The sequence below is a fragment of the Saccharospirillum sp. ABV4_185 genome, assembly GCF_056159245.1.
In genome coordinates this window covers 687,614-709,402 of sequence record NZ_JBSWUW010000001.1, presented here as the reverse complement: position 1 = coordinate 709,402, position 21,789 = coordinate 687,614, and the positions used below count along the sequence as shown (strand labels likewise).

Annotated in this window: 16 protein-coding genes; 9 read left to right on the top strand and 7 right to left on the bottom strand. The window is 55.8% G+C overall.

What is annotated here, in order from left to right; genetic code table 11:
- Positions 1-26: 26 nt before the first annotated feature.
- Complete coding sequence (locus ACXAE6_RS03050) at positions 27-488, bottom strand: hypothetical protein (RefSeq protein ID WP_475144335.1); 462 nt, start codon at positions 486-488, stop codon at positions 27-29.
- A gap of 124 nt (positions 489-612) precedes the next feature.
- On the bottom strand, positions 613-1,230 hold the full coding sequence (locus tag ACXAE6_RS03045) for an FMN-dependent NADH-azoreductase (RefSeq protein ID WP_475144333.1): 618 nt from the start codon (positions 1,228-1,230) through the stop codon (positions 613-615).
- A gap of 117 nt (positions 1,231-1,347) precedes the next feature.
- On the opposite strand from ACXAE6_RS03045, the gene ACXAE6_RS03040 reads away from it, so the two are divergent.
- The 4 genes from ACXAE6_RS03040 to ACXAE6_RS03025 all read left to right on the top strand — a co-directional run bounded on the left by ACXAE6_RS03040 (position 1,348) and on the right by ACXAE6_RS03025 (position 7,523).
- A complete protein-coding gene (locus ACXAE6_RS03040; RefSeq protein WP_475144329.1) occupies positions 1,348-2,277 on the top strand; it encodes a LysR substrate-binding domain-containing protein in 930 nt (309 codons plus the stop codon).
- A 309-nt stretch (positions 2,278-2,586) separates the two neighbouring features.
- Positions 2,587-4,239 (top strand): tetratricopeptide repeat protein, encoded by a 1,653-nt coding sequence (locus tag ACXAE6_RS03035; RefSeq protein WP_475144328.1) that lies wholly within the window; start codon positions 2,587-2,589, stop codon positions 4,237-4,239.
- Positions 4,240-4,251: 12 nt separating this feature from the next.
- A complete protein-coding gene (locus tag ACXAE6_RS03030; protein ID WP_475144325.1) occupies positions 4,252-5,898 on the top strand; it encodes a tetratricopeptide repeat protein in 1,647 nt (548 codons plus the stop codon).
- Between the two features lie 2 nt (positions 5,899-5,900).
- Positions 5,901-7,523, top strand: coding sequence for a tetratricopeptide repeat protein (locus ACXAE6_RS03025; RefSeq protein WP_475144320.1), 1,623 nt, complete (start codon positions 5,901-5,903; stop codon positions 7,521-7,523).
- A gap of 6 nt (positions 7,524-7,529) precedes the next feature.
- On the opposite strand, the gene ACXAE6_RS03020 is transcribed toward ACXAE6_RS03025, so the two are convergent.
- Together ACXAE6_RS03020 and ACXAE6_RS03015 are read right to left on the bottom strand one after the other, a co-directional pair.
- The gene (locus ACXAE6_RS03020) at positions 7,530-8,438 is read right to left on the bottom strand and encodes a response regulator (protein ID WP_475144316.1); all 909 of its coding nucleotides are present in this window, start codon (positions 8,436-8,438) and stop codon (positions 7,530-7,532) included.
- Complete coding sequence (locus tag ACXAE6_RS03015; protein ID WP_475144312.1) at positions 8,435-11,839, bottom strand: ATP-binding protein; 3,405 nt, start codon at positions 11,837-11,839, stop codon at positions 8,435-8,437. Before ACXAE6_RS03015 ends, ACXAE6_RS03020 begins: the two co-directional genes overlap by 4 nt.
- Before the next feature lie 198 nt (positions 11,840-12,037).
- Here ACXAE6_RS03015 and ACXAE6_RS03010 point away from each other — a divergent pair, with 198 nt between their 5' ends.
- From ACXAE6_RS03010 to ACXAE6_RS02995, 4 genes are all read left to right on the top strand, one after another.
- The gene (locus ACXAE6_RS03010) at positions 12,038-12,637 is read left to right on the top strand and encodes an anthranilate synthase component II (protein ID WP_475144309.1); all 600 of its coding nucleotides are present in this window, start codon (positions 12,038-12,040) and stop codon (positions 12,635-12,637) included.
- A 64-nt stretch (positions 12,638-12,701) separates the two neighbouring features.
- Entirely contained in the window at positions 12,702-13,739 is a 1,038-nt protein-coding gene (gene trpD, locus ACXAE6_RS03005; protein ID WP_475144307.1) for an anthranilate phosphoribosyltransferase, read from the top strand.
- Positions 13,739-14,542 carry an indole-3-glycerol phosphate synthase TrpC gene (gene trpC / locus ACXAE6_RS03000; protein ID WP_475144305.1) on the top strand — a complete coding sequence of 268 codons (804 nt, stop codon included), beginning with the start codon at positions 13,739-13,741 and terminating at the stop codon, positions 14,540-14,542. The genes trpD and trpC overlap by 1 nt, the downstream gene beginning before the upstream one ends.
- Positions 14,542-14,721 (top strand): hypothetical protein, encoded by a 180-nt coding sequence (locus ACXAE6_RS02995; protein ID WP_475144304.1) that lies wholly within the window; start codon positions 14,542-14,544, stop codon positions 14,719-14,721. The genes trpC and ACXAE6_RS02995 overlap by 1 nt, the downstream gene beginning before the upstream one ends.
- A 119-nt stretch (positions 14,722-14,840) precedes the next feature.
- Here ACXAE6_RS02995 and ACXAE6_RS02990 read toward each other — a convergent pair whose 3' ends face one another.
- On the bottom strand, positions 14,841-16,643 hold the full coding sequence (locus ACXAE6_RS02990) for a DEAD/DEAH box helicase (protein WP_475144300.1): 1,803 nt from the start codon (positions 16,641-16,643) through the stop codon (positions 14,841-14,843).
- Positions 16,644-16,890: 247 nt separating this feature from the next.
- Positions 16,891-18,582, bottom strand: a complete 1,692-nt coding sequence (locus tag ACXAE6_RS02985; RefSeq protein ID WP_475144297.1) for a multidrug ABC transporter permease/ATP-binding protein — start codon at positions 18,580-18,582, stop codon at positions 16,891-16,893.
- Between the two features lie 198 nt (positions 18,583-18,780).
- Between ACXAE6_RS02985 and pepD the strand changes: the two genes are divergently transcribed.
- Positions 18,781-20,244, top strand: a complete 1,464-nt coding sequence (gene pepD / locus ACXAE6_RS02980; RefSeq protein ID WP_475144292.1) for a beta-Ala-His dipeptidase — start codon at positions 18,781-18,783, stop codon at positions 20,242-20,244.
- A 115-nt stretch (positions 20,245-20,359) separates the two neighbouring features.
- Here pepD and ACXAE6_RS02975 read toward each other — a convergent pair whose 3' ends face one another.
- A complete protein-coding gene (locus tag ACXAE6_RS02975; RefSeq protein ID WP_475144290.1) occupies positions 20,360-21,757 on the bottom strand; it encodes an aminoacyl-tRNA deacylase and HDOD domain-containing protein in 1,398 nt (465 codons plus the stop codon).
- Positions 21,758-21,789 lie beyond the last annotated feature (32 nt).

Sequence of the window (21,789 nt, the reverse complement as noted above, 5' to 3'; positions counted from 1 at the left end):
CGCAGTACGCTTTTGTTGAACTTTTCTCAGCCGGGTTGTAAGTCCAGGCGATACAGATGCCAGTGCAATTGAGCGTCGCTGGCGCCGGGGACATCATTAACGCGTTTCACGATGGCGGTACCGTGCCAGGGTCGGGTTGAACCATCGATGTTGTTGAATGTAAGCCGGATGGGAATATTGGCGTAAACAGAACCGGCAGCCCCTTCCATAAAAGCCTCGCCAAGCACCGTTAATTTGACCGAACGAATATCAGAAAACTGTTCAGTAAAGGCAGCGACACTGTTTTGCGGTGGCCCGCTTTCGCCCCAGCGCTGATAAGCACGGTGGTAGTCACCCCGGTTCACATCGGCGTAATAGTCGTGCACTAATGCAATGGCGCCGTTCAGACTGCGGTCTATGGTGTCCGTCTTTTCAGCCAGGGGTTGCGGTTGGGTGCAGGCGCTGAGCGTGGATAACAACAATAAGATAACGCCAAGACGTCGCATCATTTTTCACTCATTTGTACCGGTTTACTGCACAAATGAGGTTCCTTTGGCGGAAAAAAAGCCCCGGTTTTATATCCGCCGGGGCAAGGGTTTTATCAGGGAATAATATCGGCAGGACTGAAACGAATCAGACGGCAGCAAGACTCAGCTGGTCAATTTTCTCGCCGGCGCTTGTCAGCGCTTTGTCTTTAAAGTCGTCACCCATTTTCAAGCCTTCGGCGCGAATGTTGGTGATATTGTCCAGGCCCAGCAGACTGAATACGGCGTGCAGATGGCTTTCGTGATAGTCCAGTCCGGGTGTCTGGCTGTTGCTGTACACGCCACCGCGAGAAGACACCAGTATCACTTTCTTACCGGTCACCAAGCCAATCGGGCCGCTCTCGGTATAACTGAATGTACGACCTGCCACGGTGATGTGATCGATCCAGGTTTTCAGTTGCGACGGCATGCCGAAGTTATAGAACGGCATACCGATGACGATGACGTCCGCGGCGAACAATTCATCGAGCAGTGTTTCGGTGAGTGCCAACTGAGCTTGTTGCTCAGCGCTGAGTTGGTCGGCGGGCATCTGGCTGGCCGATAAGGCACCCAGATCAAGATGGTTGATCGGGTTGGCAACCAGATCGCGATAGACCACTTTGGCGTTGGCACGGTCTTGCGTCAGCCGCGTCACTACCTGTTGTGACAGTTGGCGGGAAACGGACTGGTCACCCAGGATGGACGAGTCGAGATGCAGAATGTTCATGGTGGCAAGCTCCTGATTAAGTTGAACGGAGCGCAGCATAACGATGTTCTTGTTTTGCGATTAGTAGCCTAATATTGGCTTTATTGTTCAGTTTTTGGAACAAAGTGGAGCGAGTCCATGTTCAAGCAATCCATGCAAGATCTCACCAGCTTGGCGTTGTTCGCGCGGGTGGTGGAGCACGGCGGCTTTACCGCAGCAGCGCGTGCGCTGGGCATGCCGAAATCGACCTTGAGCCGGCGCATCAGCGAATTGGAGCGGCGTCAGGGGGTGCAGTTGTTGCGCCGCTCCACCCGCAAGCTATCGCTCACTGATGTGGGCCGGGCCTTCTTAGTGCATTGCCAGGAATTGCTCGCTGCGGCCGAAGCGGCTGATCAGGTGACGCAGTTTGTGCAGGAGGTACCGCGCGGCACCATTCGCATCAGTGCGCCCTATCAGTTATCGCATTTGCTGCTCACGCCCTTGGTGCCAGCCTTTATGAAACAGTATCCGGAAGTGCGGGTGGAACTGGTGGTCACCAATCAGCCGGTCGATTTGCTGGCCGAACAGATTGACGTGGCGTTCCGCGTGCGCATGCGCATGGAAGATTCAACCTTGATTGCGCGACCGTTGACGTCGGATGTCAGCCATCTCTATGCCCATCCGGATTTGATTGCCCGCTTAGGCGCACCCAAACACCCCGATGAGTTACGCCATTGGCCGACCTTGTCGATGATGTATGGCGACGGCCGCTATCAATTCGACCTGACCGATGCCAATGGCAACCGCCTGACGATTCGCCATAACCCGGTATTGGTGGGTGACGATATGGGCCTGCTGCGCGAAGCCGCTGGCCAGGGATTGGGTGTGGTGATGCTGCCCGAAAAATTGGGTGAATCCTGGGTGCGGCGAGGGCATCTGCAAACAGTGTTGTCGCAGTGGATTTTGCCGTCGGGCAATCTGCATCTGGTGTATCCATCGCGGCGTGGTTTGTTGCCAGCAGTGCGTGCCTTTATCGATTATGTGGTTGAACATTATCAGACCAATCCGGCCCTGCCAGAATGTGACTAAGGAGCGTGACTAAGGAGCGTGACTAAGGAGTGCGATTAAACGGTCATCTGGAGTGTCGGAAAGTCGTCATTCGGTGCATCGCTTTATATAAATAGTGCTGGATGCGTCAAAGACTGGTCAGTTTGATGCGCCGATAAAAACGGAGGCATTTTTTCAAGAGATTTTTAAGCCTTTGTTTTACAAGCCGTAATGTCGATAGAGGTGTCGAAATTGTCCTGTTTCGATGCCAGTTGGTTTGGACAAAAGACGGTGCGGTTGCGAAGCTGAAGGTTCCTATTCGTTGGTTTATCCGCAGTAAGGGATCTGAATATGCGATTATCTGCGCTGTTAATTGTCTGTATTGTCGTGGCGGGATGCCAAAGCATGCCACCTTTGCCACCACCGACTGAGGTCGATGCCGCAGCCAATGAGTTGCATCTCAACCCCGATCAATACGATGGCTGGCAAGGCGAGGTAGTGGCACTGGAGCGGTTGATTCGGGCGCAGCGTTATAGTGACGCCGAGGCGTTGTTAGCGTCCTGTTTAGACTACGATGCCAGCGATGCCATTGCCGAAGATGATTGCAGTTCGCTGTTCTTCGATGTGCCCACCACGGACGAAGCTTTTGTTCAGTCGATGCAGCGTTGGATTGAACTGGAACCGGACAATTACAGCGCCTTGCTGATCATGGGCGAGCTGGTTTCAACCCAGGCCTGGAATCTTCGCGGTCATCGGTTTGCTAATCGCATCCATCCGGATTATCTGTACCAATTCAGGCAGCAACAAAATCACAGTCGGCGTTATTTTGAACGCGCCCTGCAGCTTCGTGATGATCTGCCCTATGCCTATCGAAAGCTGATCGGCATTTATTCCACCCTGGGCGATAACGGGGATGCTCTGGTCGATGCAACCTACGCTCAGTCGCAAAGGGTTGTGCCCAACAGTTTGATGATTGCCAAAGAAATTGTGCACGCCCGTCAGCCGCGCTGGGGTGGCTCCAACGAACAAATGGATGCCATCTATCAACACTATGCTGCTCAGCCGGGTTTTGAACATCTGCAGGAGCTGAGCGACTACATTACTTTGATTAAAGTCGAGGATCTGGACGACGGTGTCGGTGGCCCGGTGGATACAGAGCAGGCCAGGACGATGCTGTTATCGATCTACCCGCGTAATGCGCACGACTACAAAGCCAACTCGTTAATGGCCAGGCTCGGTGGGCGCAGCGGTGAAGAAAATGAACGGCCTTATTTAATAAGGATGTATCAGGATAATCCGTTCAGCGAGTCGGCACTTAATATTGGCTATTGCCGCTGCTATGACATGACTCCGGCCGATTCTCTGGCCATTACCGAACGGCATTTGCAGCGTAATCCTGATATGTATTACGGCTGGGCGAGACGCGGTGATTATCTGTACGACCACGGTCATTATGAAGAGTCATTGCGTCACTATGAACGTGCGTTGGCACTGCGTCCCTGGGCTCCGGAAACGCTGTACGATATTGAGTGGGCGAAACGCAAACTGGGCATGCCGGTCGAGAGTTTTGAAACGCTTGAGTACTTCAAAGAGCTGACGGTCTATACCGTCGGTGGCAGCCTCTATCTGAGTCATTTTATGGACAATGTTGAAGACAATATGAGGCCGCAGATTTCTGCAGCACAATGGCAGGGTGTTACCCAACTGGCCGAGCAGGAGCTGACGTTGGAACGTTTCCAAACCTTGCTGAGCGCTCAGTTGGATAACCTGGATTGGGATCGCGATACCTGGTACGAGACCAGTTTGTATTTTGCCGATTTTTCCCATGTAGCCGGACATAAATCGAGTAAAGAGCGTGAACGAATCCGGGAGAAATTCAGCGACCTGAGCCAGCCCAGTTCGGTGCGCCAGGTCATGGCATTGAATCAGTTGGTGGTACGGCAAATGGCCATGGAATTTGCGCCTAAGCTGGAAGCCTATTTGCAAACCGGCGGCACCCTCTAGGTGACTATGAGCGTGAGTATTCACTCTGGCCGGCTGCTGTCGGCTGCGCTGATTCTGTGTTGCCTGACGGCCTGTCAAAGCAACCCGGTTAAAACAACGCTGACGCCCACCGATGCCTTTGGTCCGATCGACCTGATGGCTCAAACTCAAATATTGCAAGACCAGATCCGCCAACACAATTATCAAGCCGCCAACCAACAACTGGCACCCTGTCTGGCAAGTTCAGTCAAGGATCCGGCGCTGGAACTGCGCTGCGCTGAACTCTACATTGCAACAGCCGTGCTTGATCAAGTTTTTTTGAGCGGTATAGAACACTGGTTGCAAACCGAACCCACCAATTACCACGCGCGTTTGCTGATGGGTGAAATTCAGGCGCATGCTGCCTGGGCCGAGCAGGGCCGACATTACCCACGCAACACGCCATCCTTTTATCGCCAACGTGCGACCGCCTTGCGTTCTTTAGGGCAGTTGCATTTCGAAGTGGCCATGTCACTGCGTCCGGATTTGTCCTACGCCTATGCCGGTGCTATTCATCTGCTCAGCGATGAAGATGAAATGGACAGTGTGGAAAGCGTCTATCAGCGCGCCCGTTTTTGGGTGCCTGCCAGCCTGGTGGTGACCAAAGCCTACCTGGATGCCAACCAGGCCGGCGGTATGAGTGTTTATGGTCGGCTCGATGCGGTAGTGGCGGATTATCGCCGCCAGGTCGACGAAAGCACCGCCAATCGGGTGGCCGACTACGCGACCTTTTTGCAGGCCTGGAATACGCCCATGAATGGGGCCTTATTTCAAAGCCCAGGTCATGCACTCGGGCAACTGCAATCCTTAGCCGATCAGGGCTATAACTGGCCGCGTTTGCATTGGGCACTGGCGGATGTGAAAGCGCGGCTGGGGCAGATGAGCGCCGCGCGCGATTCGATGTTAACCGCGGTTGAAGTTGCGCCGTACGACGAATTTATTTTAGCGACCGCCGCCTGTACTTGCTTTGGTTTGAGTCTGGATGAAGCAATTACTTTGAATGAACGTTACGTGGGGCGTTACCCCAGCGCATTCTATGGCTGGCGTAATCTGGCGCGCGATTATCTGAATCAGGGCAATTACCATGCAACCTTAAATGCTGCGCGACAGGCGCTGATATTGCGGCCGCTCGATACCGAAATGCAGCGTTATCAAGGTGGTGCGCTGGCGATGCTGGAGCAACCCGAACCGAGCCAGCCTTCAGTCGATTTTTATCAATCGCTGGTGCTCGACGGCCTGCAATTGGAATTGCAGATGGCACAGGTGCGCAACAATGTTCGGCGCCAGGCCGAAGCGCGCTTGAGCGTCAATGAATTAAAAACCTTTGACCGCGCTTTGGTCGATCATCTTAACGCTGCCAGTTTGGCACCCAGGTTGAATGAACAATTGCAGACGCTGCCCTGGGATCTTGAAACCTGGCATGCCGTCAGTACTTTTTTGTTCGATCAGGCAGGCATTGCCGATGATCTGGATATTGATTATCGCCAGCGGGTTCGATTGCGATTTCCGGTTGATAAGGACGGCCATGCGGTGGCTGACCTCGACCATCTATTTCGTCAAACAGTGAATGCGCTGGTGCAGGAATTTATTTATCGGCAGAGTCAGGAGTTACCGCTGACCGGTGGTGGGATGACCAGTTGAGGATGGCCACTGGCATGCGGTCTTGTCGATCATTGTTAGCACTCGTTCGAGTTTCTTTTTATGCCGCAATGGCAACAAGTATCGGTACTTTCAGTGCCGATCTGGCTGGATACTATTATGACGATCAGACCAGCCTCAGCGAGGAAACTCGACGATTAACTGAGTTGCTTCGGGCGCGTAATTTAAGTGCCGTAGAATCGATGTTGGCGCCTTGCGTAGATCCTGAAGGAATCGATTATTCAACTGAAATTCGCTGTATTCGATGGTACGAGGACAGCGTTGTTCTCGATGAGGAATTTCGCACAGTCATAGAAAACTGGTTTTTGATTGAACCAGAAAACTATCACGCTTTAATGTTCAAATCCCAGTTGCTTAATCTGTCGGTCAGCGCAGAGAAGGGGTTAAAGTCTGATGAAGAAACTCATCCGTTACATATCTATCAGGCAGGGTTGATTCGCGAGCAAAATCATGACGTTCTCGAAGCAGCGCTGACTGTTAATCCAAGTCTTCCTTATGCTTATAAAAGGCTGCTACGTAACCTGCTTTGGACGGGCACCAATGAGGAAATTATTCAGCTTCGTCATCAGGCGATCGAACGGGTCCCGGGTAGTTTTTCGGTGGCGATGGAGGTGCTGACAACTTACCGGCTGCGTTTTGGCGAATCCTTGGAGACGCAGCAAGGTGTCATACAGACCTATCTGAAAAATGTGGATCGTTATCCGTATCTTTCCAATCTTATCGACTATCACAGAATTATCCGCGCTCAGGATATCCGGGATACTTATGGCCTGGCAGACAGCCCCGCGCAATCGCTTATCCTACTTAAACCTTTAGTGGAGGAGCGACCTCCCTGGCTGGAACTGTACATCGAATTGGCCGATATCTACTACCATTTGGATCAGCCGGACAGAGCACGCACTGCGGTGTTGCAAGGGCTGGCGCTGGCACCGGATAACGAGCGCTTTTTGGCCATGTCATTATGTCCGTGTTATGGCTTTAAGTTGTCGGAGACCTTGGCCGCGGCTGAGCGTTATACCGAGCGGTACCCGACCTCCTTTGACGGCTGGGCCAGGCTGGGTCATATGTACTATGACACTGATGATTTTTTAGCGGCGGGTCGTGCCTATCGTCGTGCTTTGGCTATTCGCCCCTATGATCCTGAGGTTCGGTTGTATCAGTATTGGGCTGCGGAGGAATCCAATCAGCAGCCCCAAAGTTATCTCGATCGGCCGTTCTTTATAAATTTGCTGCTGTACAGCATTCCCAGTTATGAGTTTGCAGATGACCTGGCAGAGCAAGCGCGTTATGCCTTGAAAGATTCAATGACAGGCCGGCGGCTTGCTCAATTGGAGAGTGACATTGACCGTTATTTAAATCGCGAAACCTTCGATCGGCAAGTACGTCACCAATTGCAAAGGCTGGATTGGAATATTCGGACCTGGGCTGATGTGGCCTATTACTTTGCTGAGCGTGCACACATCGCCGATCATCTGGATGACGATTTTTCTGCTGCGCTTAACGAGCGTTTTTCAGCTACCGATACGGACCATGAAGTGCACCAAATTCATGAGATTTACCAGCAAGTCAGCCAGTCCATGTTGGCAGACTTTATTGATCGTTATTGACGCGCTCTAGGCTTCCGCCACTGCCAACTTCTTCAACGCCATTCCCGCCGCCGCCGTGCGATTATCGACCCCGAGTTTGGTAAACACCTGTTCCAGATGTTTGTTCACCGTGCGCGGACTCAGTTCCAGAATTTGCGCCACTTCACGGTTGGTTTTGCCGTTGGCAACCCAGTACAGCACTTGCGCTTCGCGATCGGTCAAAGGCAGTTCGGCTTTTAACACCTCGGCACCCGATGCTCGTTCGCCGTCGATCAGGCGTAGCAGGGCTTCGTCCTCTGCCGGACGAGCGACAAAGCGCAACGACAACGGATAATCCGGGTGTTCCAGTGACAGGCTGTGGCCAGGTTCGGGCTGGCGGTTGAGCCAGTCGCTCAGGCGTGGCGCCAGCTCATCGCTGAGCCAGTCTTCGTTAGCGCCGGCGCGCGCAAAGAGCGCGTGAGTCTGGGGTGTCGCCCAACGAATCTGGCCGTCTTTGTCGGCGGTCAGTAAGTTCTGGCCGGTGCGGTCGAGCGCGGACTGGGCGCTGCTGGTGAGGCGGGCGTTGTTGAGATGGACGCGCATGCGCGCCAGTAATTCGTTGGGGTTGATTGGCTTGGTCAGGTAGTCGACGCCACCGCTTTCCAGCCCGCGAACGATGTCGTCGGTGTCGGTCAGGCCGGTCATAAAAATGACTGGAATAGAGGCCAGCGCCGGGTCGGCCTTGAGCGCTTCGCAGGCGGTGAAACCATCCATGTTGGGCATCAGCGCATCCATTAAAATTATGTCCGGGCGGATACGTTTGGCGATGCTCAGCGCCTGTTTGCCTTCCAGTGCCAGCAGCACTTCCAGACCCGCGCTTTCCAGGGCATCGTGAATCAGCCCGAGCGCATCGGGCGAGTCGTCCACGACTAACACTAGGTCGTTGCGATCGGTCATTTCGGTTCGAACTCCAGGTGTTGCGCCAGCTTATCGAATTGCAGCCGTCCGGCCAGCGTTTCGAACTGTTGTTGCGCTTCGGTTGGAATTAACGTTGCTTCGGCCAATCGTTCCAGGGTGGTCAAAACGCCACGCCGATGACCGATTTCGGCGTAGGCTTTTAATTCCCGTAACAGTGGATGGTCGGGTAATGGCATCGGTTTGGTTAACGGCGGTGCCTGGTCAGGCTGGTACTGCTGTACCGGGTCGTCATCCTGCTGGTAGGTCCAGTCGAGTTTCAGGTGCAAGGCGATCTTGTCGAGCAGTCGCTGATTGCTGACCGGCTTGACCAGGTAGTCGTCGTAAGCGTTTTGATAGCTCGGGTCGCGCTGGTGTTCCTGTGCATCGGCCGAGAGCATAACGATGGGCGCTTCGATATCGCGTTCGCGCAGCGCTCGTGCCAGCTCCAGTCCGTTCATGCCCGGCATGGAGACATCGAGCAAAAACAAATCGGGGCTGACTTTATCGAGCATGGTCAGACAGCTTTCGGCGTCGTGTGCTTCCAAGGTGGTGAAGCCCAGCGGTATTAACAAGTCAGCGAGCAAACCGCGCAATACCGGATCGTCATCGACCACGCAAAGTGTGCGTTGCAAGCCTTCGTAACCGACGATGCGGCGTGGCTGATCGGTGGCGTCGGCTTCACTGGTGACCCAGGGCAACATCAGGCTGACATTAAACCGGCTGCCGGTACCCAGCTCGCTTTCTACGTTTAAATTACCACCCATAATTTCGGTGAGCAGTTTAACGATGGTGAGCCCCAGGCCGGTGCCGGGCAGGTTAGGAGTGTCGGCATTTCGGACCCGTTCGAACGGATCGAAAATTCGTTCCAGGGCGGTATCGGGAATGCCGGCGCCGGTGTCGGTAATGGAGAAATCGGCGACCTGATTTCGGTAGTGTATATCGACGGTCACTGAGCCCGACTGAGTGTATTTAACGGCGTTGGATAAGAGGTTGATCAAAATCTGCCGCAAGCGTTTTTCGTCGGTGATAACGGTCTTTGGCAAGGGGTCATGACGGATGCAAAAAAATTCGATGCCTTTGGCGTCGGCCTGCATGGCGAACATGGTTTCCAACTGATCGATCAGCTCTGGTAACTGCACTCGGTTGCGGTATAGATCGAGTCGTCCGGCTTCAATTTTCGACACATCGAGCAAGCCTTCGATCAAATCGGTCAGGTATTGGCCGCTGCGGCGAATCGTCGCCAGACCGTGTTGATGGCTGGTTGGAGTGTCGTTGCGATCGGCCAGCAACTGGGCATAACCGAGGATGGATTGCAGCGGCGTGCGCAGTTCATGGCTGAGACCGGTCAGGTAACGGCTTTTGGCGGCGTTGGCGCGTTCGGCCAGTTCTTTGGCGCGTTGCAACTCTAAATCCGTGCGTTGGTGGGCTTCAATTTCCCGAGTCAGTTTTTGTGTCTGCCGATTGGATTCTTTTTGTGCCACGACGCGACTTTCGTGTGCCAATAAAAACAACCAGGCGATGACACCGGAGACAATCAGCAAGGTAAAAAACAAAGTGCCCATGGTTTGATCGAGCAGCGCAACCTCACCGGCTGTGGTGGGTGACATGCGGCGGTTAATCAGTGCCAATAGCGCGGCGGTTAATAGGTTGATGATCAGCAGAATGGCGACAAAGCGACCCAGGCGTGAATTTACCCAACGCACCGCTTTGACCGGCAATAATAGGCGCAGTGAATCGATTAATTGTTGCGACAAACGTGCTTGGGGTTTGCAGCTGTCGAGGCAACGCACATCGAGCGAACAGCACAACGAACAGATCGGTTGCTGGTAAGCCGAGCAATAACTCATGTCTTCGACTTCGAAATCGTTCTCGCAAATGCCGCAGGTTAAGGTCTGATGCGTCGCCGTCGTTTTATGCCGCGCCAGCGGAATCAATTCCGGTGATTGTCGCGCCAGGTAATAACGACCTTTGGTCAGCCAGGCGATGGCGGGCACACAAACGAAACAGGTCGCCAAACTGATAAAGTGCGCCAGCGTTGCTGCAACCTCACCGAACAAACCCAAATAGGCCAGCATGCCCAGAGCGGTGGCAATCAACATCGAGCCGGTGCCGACCGGGTTGATGTCGTACAGATGGGCGCGTTTAAACTCGACGTGGGCCGGGCTTAAACCGAGCGGTTTGTTGATCAGCAAATCGGCCGACAGTGAACACAACCAACTGACCGCGACGATGGCGAAGACGCCGAGAATGGCTTCCAGCGACTGGTAAATACCCAGCTCCATCAGGATCAATGCGATGGTCACGTTGAACACCAGCCAGACCACCCGGCCGGGATGGCTGTGGGTTAAGCGCGAGAAGAAATTCGACCAGGCGATGGAGCCGGCATAGGCGTTGGTGACGTTAATTTTCATCTGACAGAGGATGACCATCAGCGCGGCCAGAATCAGCGCCATGGCATCGGATTGAGTCAGATAGAAAAACACCGTCTGATACATATGCGTCGGGTCGGATGCGGTTTCTGCCGGTATGCCCTGACGAATGGCAAGAAACGCCAGAAAGGAGCCGAGCAGCATTTTAATGACGCCGAAGAACACCCAGCCGGGACCGGCGAGGATCAACCAGAACCACCAGCGTTTGCGATTGGCGGCGGTTTTTTCTGGCAGAAAGCGCAGGTAATCGACCTGCTCGCCGATCTGTGCGACCAGCGCAAAAAACACTGAGGCGGCGGCGCCGAACAGCAGGATATTGAACTCGCCTGCCGCCGGTAAATCGGCCGGCGCGAACTGAGTCCAGTCGGGTATCGAATTAAAGTCATGCACGATAACCACCGCCAGCGCCGCGCACTGCAATGCCAGCCAGATCCATTGCGAGCCGGCCTGGAATTTACTGATGGCACGAATGCCGTGGGTGACGATGGGAATTACCGCCACCGCGCAGAGCAAATAGCCAATCGCCAAAGGAATGCCGAGCAAGGCTTTGAGTGCCGAAGCCAGAATGGCCGCTTCGATGGCGAAGAAAATAAAGGTGAAGGAGGCGTAGATCAGCGACGTGATGGTCGAGCCGAGGTAACCGAAGCCGGCACCGCGGGTCAGCAGATCGATGTCCAGGCCGTGCTTGGCGGAATAGTAGGTGATCGGAAAACCGGTGATAAAGAACAGCGCGCAGACCACCAGCATGGCGGCCACGGTATTAATAAAACCGTAGCTGAGGGTCACCGCAGCGGCGATGCCTTCCAGGGCTAAAAAGGCGGTGGCGCCGAGTGCCGTGTGACCGACGCGGTCGATGCTCATGCGCCGGCCTTTGTGGGCGGTAAAACGCAGGGCGTAGTCTTCCAGTGTCTGGTTGGCGACCCACTTGTTGTAGTGCCGGCGTACCTTGAAGATCTTCTGGGAGGCGGTCATGCCATCGGCTCGTTAGTGTTGTTAGGGGGCGCTCCTTGCCCTTTTTTGGTGCGTTATTGATGGATCGGCGTGCAAGCCTTGCCTGGTAAGGCATAGGCAATCGTTGCTAACAGACTCTATACCAGTCTAAGACAGTCTTTAGCAGTCTTTGTGCCAGTGCTAAACTCGCCAGCCGTTTGCCCCAGCCCGACTGTTTTTATGCGCATCCTGATGCTCGATAACCACGATTCCTTCACCTACAACCTGGTGCATTACCTGCAGGAGCTGGGTGCACAGGTGGTGGTGCAGCAAAGCGATGCCACCCTTCTGGACGACATCGATGCGCTGGCACCTGATGCTCTGATGATTTCACCTGGGCCGGGAATGCCGGATGACGCGGGTATTTCAATGGCCGCTATCGAACACTGCGCTGGCCGTATGCCGATTCTGGGTGTGTGCCTGGGGCATCAGTGCATCGCTCAACTCTATGGTGCTCGTGTGGTTCACGCGCCCAAGGTGATGCACGGTAAAACCTCCGCGGTTCGACATCAGCAGGCCGGCGTTTTTGCTGGCTTGCCGATGCCTTTAACAGTGACGCGTTATCACTCTCTGGTGGTCGATGCCGCCAGCCTGCCGGCCACATTGGAAGCCACCGCCTGGGTGGATGAGGGTGATACCGCTGTTTTGATGGGACTGCGCCATCGGCACTGGCCGATCGAAGGCGTACAGTTTCATCCTGAATCCATTCTGACTCAGGCTGGCCATGACCTGCTGGCTAATTTTCTGCGTCAGGTCGAAGCCAAAACCGCCTTGGAGTGAACCTGGGGGATGCGATCTGATATAGTCGGTCGTTATCGATTCGAGCCAGCCAGGAGCCGTCGTCATGGACATCAAAGCCGCGTTAAAACGCATCTCGGAACACGGGCATTTCAGCCAGGATGAAATGCAGGCGGTCATGCGTCAGATCATGACTGGCGAATGCACCGATGCTCAGATCGGCGCCTTCCTGATGGGCTTGCGGATGAAGGGTGAAACCATCGAAGAGATCACCGGTGCGGCGATGGTGATGCGCGAACTCTCGGCCAAGGTTGAGGTCGATGGTGATCATCTGATCGATACCTGCGGCACCGGCGGTGACGGCCAGGATCTGTTTAATGTCTCCACCGCCGCTGCCTTTGTCGCCGCCGCTGCCGGCGTGCGAGTCGCCAAGCATGGTAATCGTGGTGTCTCGTCCAGTTCCGGCAGCTCCGATTTATTGGAAGCGGCCGGCATTAATATCAGCCTCACGCCCGAGCAGACTGCACGCGCTATCGATTCGGTCGGGGTCGGCTTTATGTTCGCACCCGCCCACCACTCGGCGATGAAACACGCCATCGGCCCGCGCAAAGAACTGGGCATGCGCACCATCTTTAATTTGATCGGCCCTTTGACCAATCCGGCGGGCGTGAAGCGTCAGGTGATCGGTGTATTCAGCGCCAATCTGTGTGAGCCGCTGGCCAATGTGTTGCATCGTCTGGGCAGTGAGCATGTGCTGGTGGTGCACTCGCGCGATGGTCTGGACGAGTTCAGCATTGGCGGCGCTACCGAAGTGGCAGAGTTAAAAGACGGCGCCGTGACCACCTACACGGTGCGCCCGGAAGATGTTGGTTTGGCGACTCAGGGTTTGTCGGGTCTGGCGGTGAGTTCGGCCGAACAAAGTTATCAATTGATTCGCGAAGCGCTGACCGGTGCTGACGATGAAGTCGCTGCCCGCGCTGCGGATTTAATTGCCTTTAATGCCGGCGCGGCTATCTATATTGCCGGCGTTGCGCAAAGCCTGGAAGCCGGTGTTTCGATGGCGCAGGATGCCATTTCCACCGGTTTGGCGTTTGAGAAAATGAAAGAACTGGCGGCCTTTACGGACGCTTTGGCAGGGGCCTGATGAACGACACTCCGACGATCTTAAAAAAGATTCTGGCGCGCAAAGCCGAAGAAATTGCCGAGCGTTCGGCCCAGGTCTCAAGCCGCGAACTGGAGCAGCGTTTTGATGATCAACCGGCGCCGCGTGGTTTTGCCCGAGCAATCAGCGAGAAGGTGCAACGCGCTCAGTCGGCGGTGATTGCCGAGGTGAAAAAAGCCTCGCCATCGAAAGGCGTCTTACGTGAAAATTTTGACCCGGCGGCCATTGCACAAAGTTATGAAAAGGGCGGCGCGGCCTGTTTGTCGGTACTCACCGACCGCGATTTTTTCCAGGGTCATGAAGACTATTTAAAAGCCGCGCGTGTGGCCTGCTCACTGCCAGTGATCCGCAAGGATTTTCTGGTTGATCCGTATCAGATTACCGAAGCACGGGCGATCGGTGCCGACTGTGTTTTATTGATCGTTGCAGCACTGCAACCGGCGCAATTAAAAGCCTTGCACGACCAGGCCCTGGAGCTGGGTATGGATGTGCTGGTGGAAGTGCACAACGCTGAGGAAATGCGTCAGGCACTGACGCTGTCGACGCCCTTGATCGGCATCAATAACCGCGACCTGCACACCTTTAATTTAACGTTGGATACGACGCTGACGCTGAAGGATATGGTCGATGACGGCCGCACCCTGATTACCGAAAGCGGTATTCTCGAACCTGCCGATGTGCAGCTGATGAAGTCGCACGATATTCACGGTTTTCTGGTCGGTGAAGCCTTTATGCGCGCCGACGATCCCGGCGCCCGTCTGCACGAATTATTTGGAGTTGCCTGATGCCACCTATCATTCCCATTCTTCTGGTTTTAGCGATCGCCATCGTGATTGTGCTTAAGGTGACCTCGGCACGTGGCTCGGAAGTCTCTGAAGAGCAGATGGCAAAATACAGCAAGTGGATCATGATACTGGTGCCACTGGTATTGATCGCCAGCGCGATTCGGTATTTCTTTTTTTAAGCCAGAGGCTTAAAAAAAGGGGAGACGCATTATGCTCGCTGCGCTGACGGGAGACGCCCGTTAGGGGGACCGCAGCATGCTGCGGTCTGTATCAGGCGTCTGCCGTCTCCCGTTCTGCGTTAAGCGTCTTTACCCTTCCGATGCGTTGCCTTGCGTGGCTTACGCGGCGCTTTCGGTTTGTCACTTCGCGGCGCACCCCCTTTATCACTGCGCGGCCGATCGGCACGGGGTGACTCTTTGTCATCCTCATGCCAGATTCGCATGTTCAACGGCCGGCCTTTAACACGGGTTTTGCGCAGTTGCTCGAAAATTTCTTTCGGCATACCGCTCGGCAGATCAACCAAAGTGTAGTTGTCGCGGATCGAAATGTTGTTGATAAAACGACCTTCGATGCCCGCTTCGTTGGCGATGGCGCCGACGATATTACCCGGCTCGGCGCCGTCTTTACGGCCCACATCCAGACGGTATTTCTGTGCATCGTAATCGAGCGGTTTGTCGCGCTTGGGTGCGCGTTCGCCACGTTCACCGCGCTCACGACGCGGACGATCACCACGGTCACTGCCGCTACGCTCAGCGCGTTCGCGTTGCGGACGCGGTTTCGGATCTTCAGGAATCTGCAGCGGACGATCTTCCTGCGCCATCATGGTTAAGGCAGCAGCGAGATCGCGCAGCTCGATGCCGTCGCCTTCGGTCCAGCCATCGACCAGCGCACGGAAGAAACCCAGATCAGCGGTTTCGATGCGGTTTTCCAGATCGGCGCGGAAAGCAGCGGCGCGATGCTCACCCAATTCCGATGCGCTGGGCAGCGGATAGGGTTTGATCACGGCTTTGGTGACGCGTTCGATATCGCGCAGCAAACGACGCTCGCGCGGTTTGACGAACATGATCGCCTTGCCGGAGCGACCGGCACGACCGGTGCGGCCGATGCGGTGAATATAGGTTTGCACATCGCCGGGAATGTCCCAGTTGATGACGTGGCTGATGCGATCAACGTCCAGACCGCGCGCGGCGACGTCGGTGGCAATCAACAAGTCCAGCTTGCCTTTCTTAAACTGGTTGATGATGTCTTCGCGTTGTTTCTGGGCGACGTCACCGCTGATGGCGGTACAGGCATGACCCCGGGCGGCGAGTTTTTCGGCGAGGAACTGGCTTTCCACCTTGGTACGCACGAACAGGATGACGGCGTTCCATTCTTCCACTTCCAGAATACGGGTCAGGGCATCCAGTTTGTCGATGCCGCCAACGTGCCAGACATACTGATCAATATTGCCCAGCGAGGTTTCGTTGGCCTGAATTTCGATGCGCGTCGGGTTTTTCAGGTATTGCTGAGTCAGGCGTTTAACCTGTGGCATCATCGTTGCCGAGAACAGCGCGACCTGCTTTTCCGCCGGGGTGTGTTCGAGAATCCAGTCGATGTCTTCGACAAAACCCATGCGCAGCATTTCGTCGGCTTCGTCCAGCACCAGATGGCGCAGGCTCGACAGGTCGAGTGAATTGCGACGCAAATGGTCCATCACCCGGCCCGGTGTGCCGACAATCACTTGCGGGTTTTGCTTCAGACCGCGCAGCTGATTGCGCATATCGGCGCCGCCGTAAATCGGCAGCACATGAAAATTGGGCAGGTCTTTGGCGTAAGCCTGGAAGGCTTCGGCGACCTGAATCGCCAGTTCGCGCGTCGGGCACAGTACCAGCGTTTGCGGTTCGCGGGTGTTGGTGTCCATGCGGCTGAGCAAGGGCAATGCAAAGGCGGCGGTTTTACCGGTACCGGTCTGGGCTAAACCCAGCACATCCTGACCGGCCAAAACGGCGGGAATGGCTTGTTGCTGAATGGGCGTGGGGGTTTCGTAACCCAGGCGGCTCAGAGTTTCGAGCAACGCCGGAGCCAGGCCCAGTTCAGAGAAATGGGGGCTTTCAGTTGTCATGCTATTTTCCTCGAGGTCCGGCCTCGGCCGGATACAGACTGCGACAGGAGCCTGTGTTCGAGGGCGATACAAGGTGGAAACGTATCGGGCACAACCGCCGAAGCGGGGTCGACTAACGGGCTCCTTACCAACCCCTGGCGCTGTGACGTTTCGTCGGGCCGGGGGCAAAGGGGCGCGGAGTATAGCGAAGCGCATCGCTGCTGTCTGTTTTTTTGTGCAGCGGGGTGTCAAGCAGTGACTACAGCCGTTACAGCTCGCGAATCACATCCTGATGCGCATCGTCGCGCTGGCGGCCGGTCAGTTCTTCGGCCTGGCCGTGCTGCATGCGAATCAAACGGTCGGCCTGATCGAAATACTGATTGTCGTGGCTGATGGCGATGACAGTGATGCCGTCGCGTTTCAGCTGCGGCAGGATGTCGCGATAAAACGTGCGGCGGAATTGCGGGTCCTGATCGGCGGCCCATTCATCAAGCAGCAACACCGAGCGTTGTTCGGCCAGTGCCAGCATCAGCGCCAGGCGTTTTTTCTGGCCTTGTGACAGTTTCAGATGATCGAAACGGTGGTTTTTAAGCGTGACTTTATGATCGATTTCCAGGCGGCGCAGCCATTCTTCGACCTGCGCTTCATCGGCTGCGGCATCGTCTTTTCCGGTCAGGCGGTGGAACAGATGGAAGTCGGTAAAGACCGAGGCAAAGTGGTGTCGGTAGGCCGCGCGGTTGCTGTCGTCGATGACCTCATCATCGAGCCGGATGGTGCCGGCGCCCGGCTGGTAGAGGCCGGTGATCAGCATCGCCAGCGTCGACTTGCCGCTGCCGTTACCGCCGATAATAAACAGCGTTTCGCCGCGTTCGATGTGCAGGTTAAGCGGGCCGACGCTAAAGCTGCGGCCGTTGTCGTCGGCCGGCTTGTTGTCTGACTTGTCGGCTGAATAGTCGTCTGAATAGTCGAAACGCACCTGATCGAATTCGATGCGCTGCCAATCGGTTTTTGAACGGGCGTCCAGATCGAAGGATTCGCGATATTCGGCCAGCGTCAGGCTGTCGATTTTGTTAAAGGCAACCTGAGCACTGAGCAAGGTCGGGAAAGCGCCGACCGCTTGCAGCAAGGGCGTGCGCAGATACAACAAGGTTAATGAGAAAGTCGCCGCGACGGTGGTGTTGGCCCAACCCAGGCTGTTGGCGAGAAAGAACACCCAGCCGATGGCAGCGAGCATCATGATGTTCGACCAGTTTACCGCGCTCAGATGAAAGGTATCGGCGCTGATGACGTGGTCGCGATAGTCGCGCGCGTTGCTGTCGTAATCATCGGTGTAATGACGGTGCGCGCGATGACGGTTGAGGCGTAATTCCTTGCGCCCGAGCACCAGCGTTTCGAAATCCTGAAACAGCCGGTCTTCGCTGTGGCGCACCGCTTCCAGATGACGATAGACGCGCGCCACCAGCCAACTGCCGGTGACGATGGTCAAGGCAATCCAGGCGGCAGCGGCCAGCAACAGCGGTGGCGACAGATAGAACAGATAGGCCGAGGCGGCGAGCGTCAGCACCACGCCCTGAAACAGTTCCGGCAGGCGCACAAAGGCGAGCGTGATGGCGCGAATATCGGACGACAGGCTGGCGATCAGTTTCGGGCTGCCGAGGCGGTCGAGTTGCAGCACTGAGGTGTCGAGAATGCGTTTGACCAACTGGCCGCGAAAGTCATAAACGAAGTGATGACCGAGGCGCGTTAAGGTCCATTGCGACGCCAGGGTGACCGCCATCAACACCAGAATCAGCAGCAGAAATTGCGGCAGCAACCACAGGCTGGGTTCGGGGTGATCGATCAGGCGGGTGTTGATAAAGGCGATAACGGCGACGCCCAGAGCGGCACTGAGCAGGTTCAGCAAGAGGATGGCGCTGAACGCCAGACGGAAGTGTCGGAAAACGATTGCCAATAACTGCATGGACTACCCGGCCGTCAAATGGGCGCGCAGTGTACTCTTTTTGTGACACAATAAAAATGATTTGCATCCGCGTTAGGGGCGTTAAACACCTAGCCAAAGTGGTCATTTTCGCTGCGGATGAGTAAGCTACGGAGCCTTTAAAGCCACTGGTAGGGAATACCGGGGCCAGCAGCGTTTTATCCCTATTCAAAAACCGGTATGACCATGATTCCCGAGCACTATCCGACTCAGCCTGAACACCTGTGGCGTCATTTCTACGCCATCACCCAGATACCACGTCCGTCCGGCCGCGAAGAAGCCATCCGCGCGCATATAGTCTCGCTGGCCGAACAACACGGTTTTGAACACGCGGGCGATGCCGCCGGCAACCTGGTGGTTTATGTGCCGGCATCGCCAGGCCACGAAGCCGCGCCGACGGTGGTGATTCAAAACCACCTCGATATGGTGACGGTGAAAACCGGCGACAAAGAACACGATTTCGACAACGATCCGCTGACACTCAAAGTCGAAGACGGCTGGCTGAAAGCCGATCGTACCACGCTGGGCGCCGACAACGGTCTGGGTGCGGCGGCTGCGCTTGCGGTGATGACCGATTCGACGGTAGTTCACCCGGCGCTGGAACTGCTGTTTACCACCGAAGAGGAAACCGGCCTGCACGGCGCGCTCGGCCTGGATGCCAACTTACTGAAAGGCACCCGCCTGATTAACCTCGATACCGAAGAATGGCCGGAAATCTACATCGGCTGCGCCGGTGGTTACGGCTATGCCGCCGGTCGGCAGATCATGATGAAACGGCCGCGTCCGGGGCTGGTCAGCTACCGCCTGCATCTGAAAGGGCTGACCGGTGGGCATTCCGGCATCCAGATTCATCAGCAGCTGGGCAACGCCAACAAACTCCTGGCTGAGCTGCTTAAAGACGCCGTTGAGCTGGACTGGCAACTGAGCCGGATGCGCGGCGGCGTGGCGCATAATGTCATCGCCCGCGAAGCCTCGGCGGATCTGTTTTTAAATACCGATCAACTCGATGACTGGCAACGCCTAGCCGATGCCGCCCGCGAACGCTGGCTGAGCTTTTTGCCGGAAAGCGATCATGGCCTGCAATGGAGCCTGGAGCCGGTCGAAGTCGATGAACCTCTGGTCGCCTCGAGCGCCGATACCCGCACCTTGCTGAACCTGATCAGCGTGATGCCGCACGGCGCCCAGCGTTATAACCTGAATCAACCGGCTGATCTGGTGGATTTGAGCGTTAACCTGGCCACGGTGTCGCTGCGCGAAGATGAATTCAAAGTGCAAACCAGCCTGCGCTTTTTTAACGCCGACGAAGCCCGGCCGCTGAAACAACATCTGGAAGCGCTGTTTGAAACTTTCGGCATGGTGCCGCAGGTGATTCTGGATTACCCCGGCTGGAACCCGGATTTCGGCAGTGACCTGGTGGCGCGCACCCGCGCTCTGGCAACCCAACAGCTGGACCGCGAACCGCAGTTAAAAGCGATTCACGCCGGTCTGGAATGCGGCATTCTCAAGAGTAAAAAACCGGAGTTGGATATGGTGTCCTTCGGCCCGACCATCCTGGGCGCCCACAGCCCGGTCGAGCGTCTGGAGATCGCTACCGTGGAACCATTCTGGGAATTGCTGAAGGCGTTGCTTGAGGATCTGGCGTAAGCCAGATCGGGAGACGCAGGACGCACGCTGCGCTGACGGGAGACGCTGGTTAGCGGAAAACCTAGCTGGCGTCTCCCGTCTCCCGTTTAGCGTCTCCCAAAGCTGAGCGATCCGCTCAGCTTTCCAATCCCTGCACAATAATCGCCAACTGATCGCGCGCATCGCGGATTTCCTGGATCGCCTCTTCGGCGTCTTCGGGGGTCAGGTGCAGGTAGTCGTAGACCGCCGGGTCGAATTCCTGGGCGGCGCCGGGCAGCAGGCCGTGCTGTTGCAGCAGATGATTGGCCAGATAGACCAGTTGGGCATGATCGGCGTGCGCGCCCTGGTAGTGCGGCTCAATCTGATAACGAATCCCCAGGCACACCTCATTGGGCATTTTCCAGTAGTGCAATAAGGAGGCGGCAATCTGATCGCCGGTGATGCCCAGCAGGTGCTGTTCAATATGCTGGTGCGGCAGATGGCGGTTGCTTTCCATCATCCGGCAGGTGGCGGAAAAGTGCGGCCGGAAGGCGTGCGCCAGAATCAGATAACCGAAGTTGTGCAGCAGGCCGGTGAGGTAAACCAGACCAAAGCCAGGACGGAATTCGCGCGGGATTTTTGCCAGCAGCGAACCACAGGCGGCGGCTACAAACACCGCCCGCGTCCAATAAGACGAAAAACCTTCGGGCTGGTCGTCCGGCATTTCCAGCGTTTTACCCAGCGCCAGACCGAGCGCCAGGTTCATCACCAGATCGTAACCAAGCACCCGCACGATGGCGTCCTGCACCGACTTGATCGAACCGGGCGCGGCGTAATAGGAAGAACTCGCCCAACTGACCACCTGAGCCGCCAGGCTGGGGTCTTTTTCGACGATGCGGCTGAGTTTGGTGATGTCGGCATCGGGGTCGGCGCGTAAGCGAATAATCGACTGGGCGGTTTCTGACAGCGGCGGAATTTCCAGTGTTTCAGACAGTCGCTGGCGAATGCGCAGTGCAGTGAAACTGGTCACGGCGCGATCGATCTCCACCTGATCGTGCGCGAACACGCCCAGATCATCGGTGTCCGGCAAGGCGCCGGGCAGGTCGACACACAGATCAAAAATACGGGTGCTGTCTTTGTGTTTCAGTTCGGCGCCGCTGCTGACCCGAATCAACTTATCGCTGTTGCCTGAGTGCACGAAAAAATTTTCGGCATTAAACAGGCGTTTATCGATCAGCGTTTCGGCGTCCACCAGATCATCGAACGCCGGTAGAGTGCTCACCGATAACTTGGCTTTTATACGGTCGATATCAGTGGTGGCCAGCGGTTCGAGTTTGCGACCGGTCTGGCGCTGAATTTTTTCCAAATCCAGTAACGTATCGGAGCGGAAAAATACCTGGACCAGGCCAAAGGTATCTCTCAAAAGGGTTACTTCTGCGCGCATGTCTTTGACGCCAGTTGGTCCGGTTTCAGGCTGAATGCCGTGTTTGCGAAGGTGTTGTTTTACCAGAAAGGGCAGGTCGGCAAGCTGTGCTTCTGCCATGACTTTCTGCATGGAATGCTTCCTTTTTGTCATCCGTGATCAAC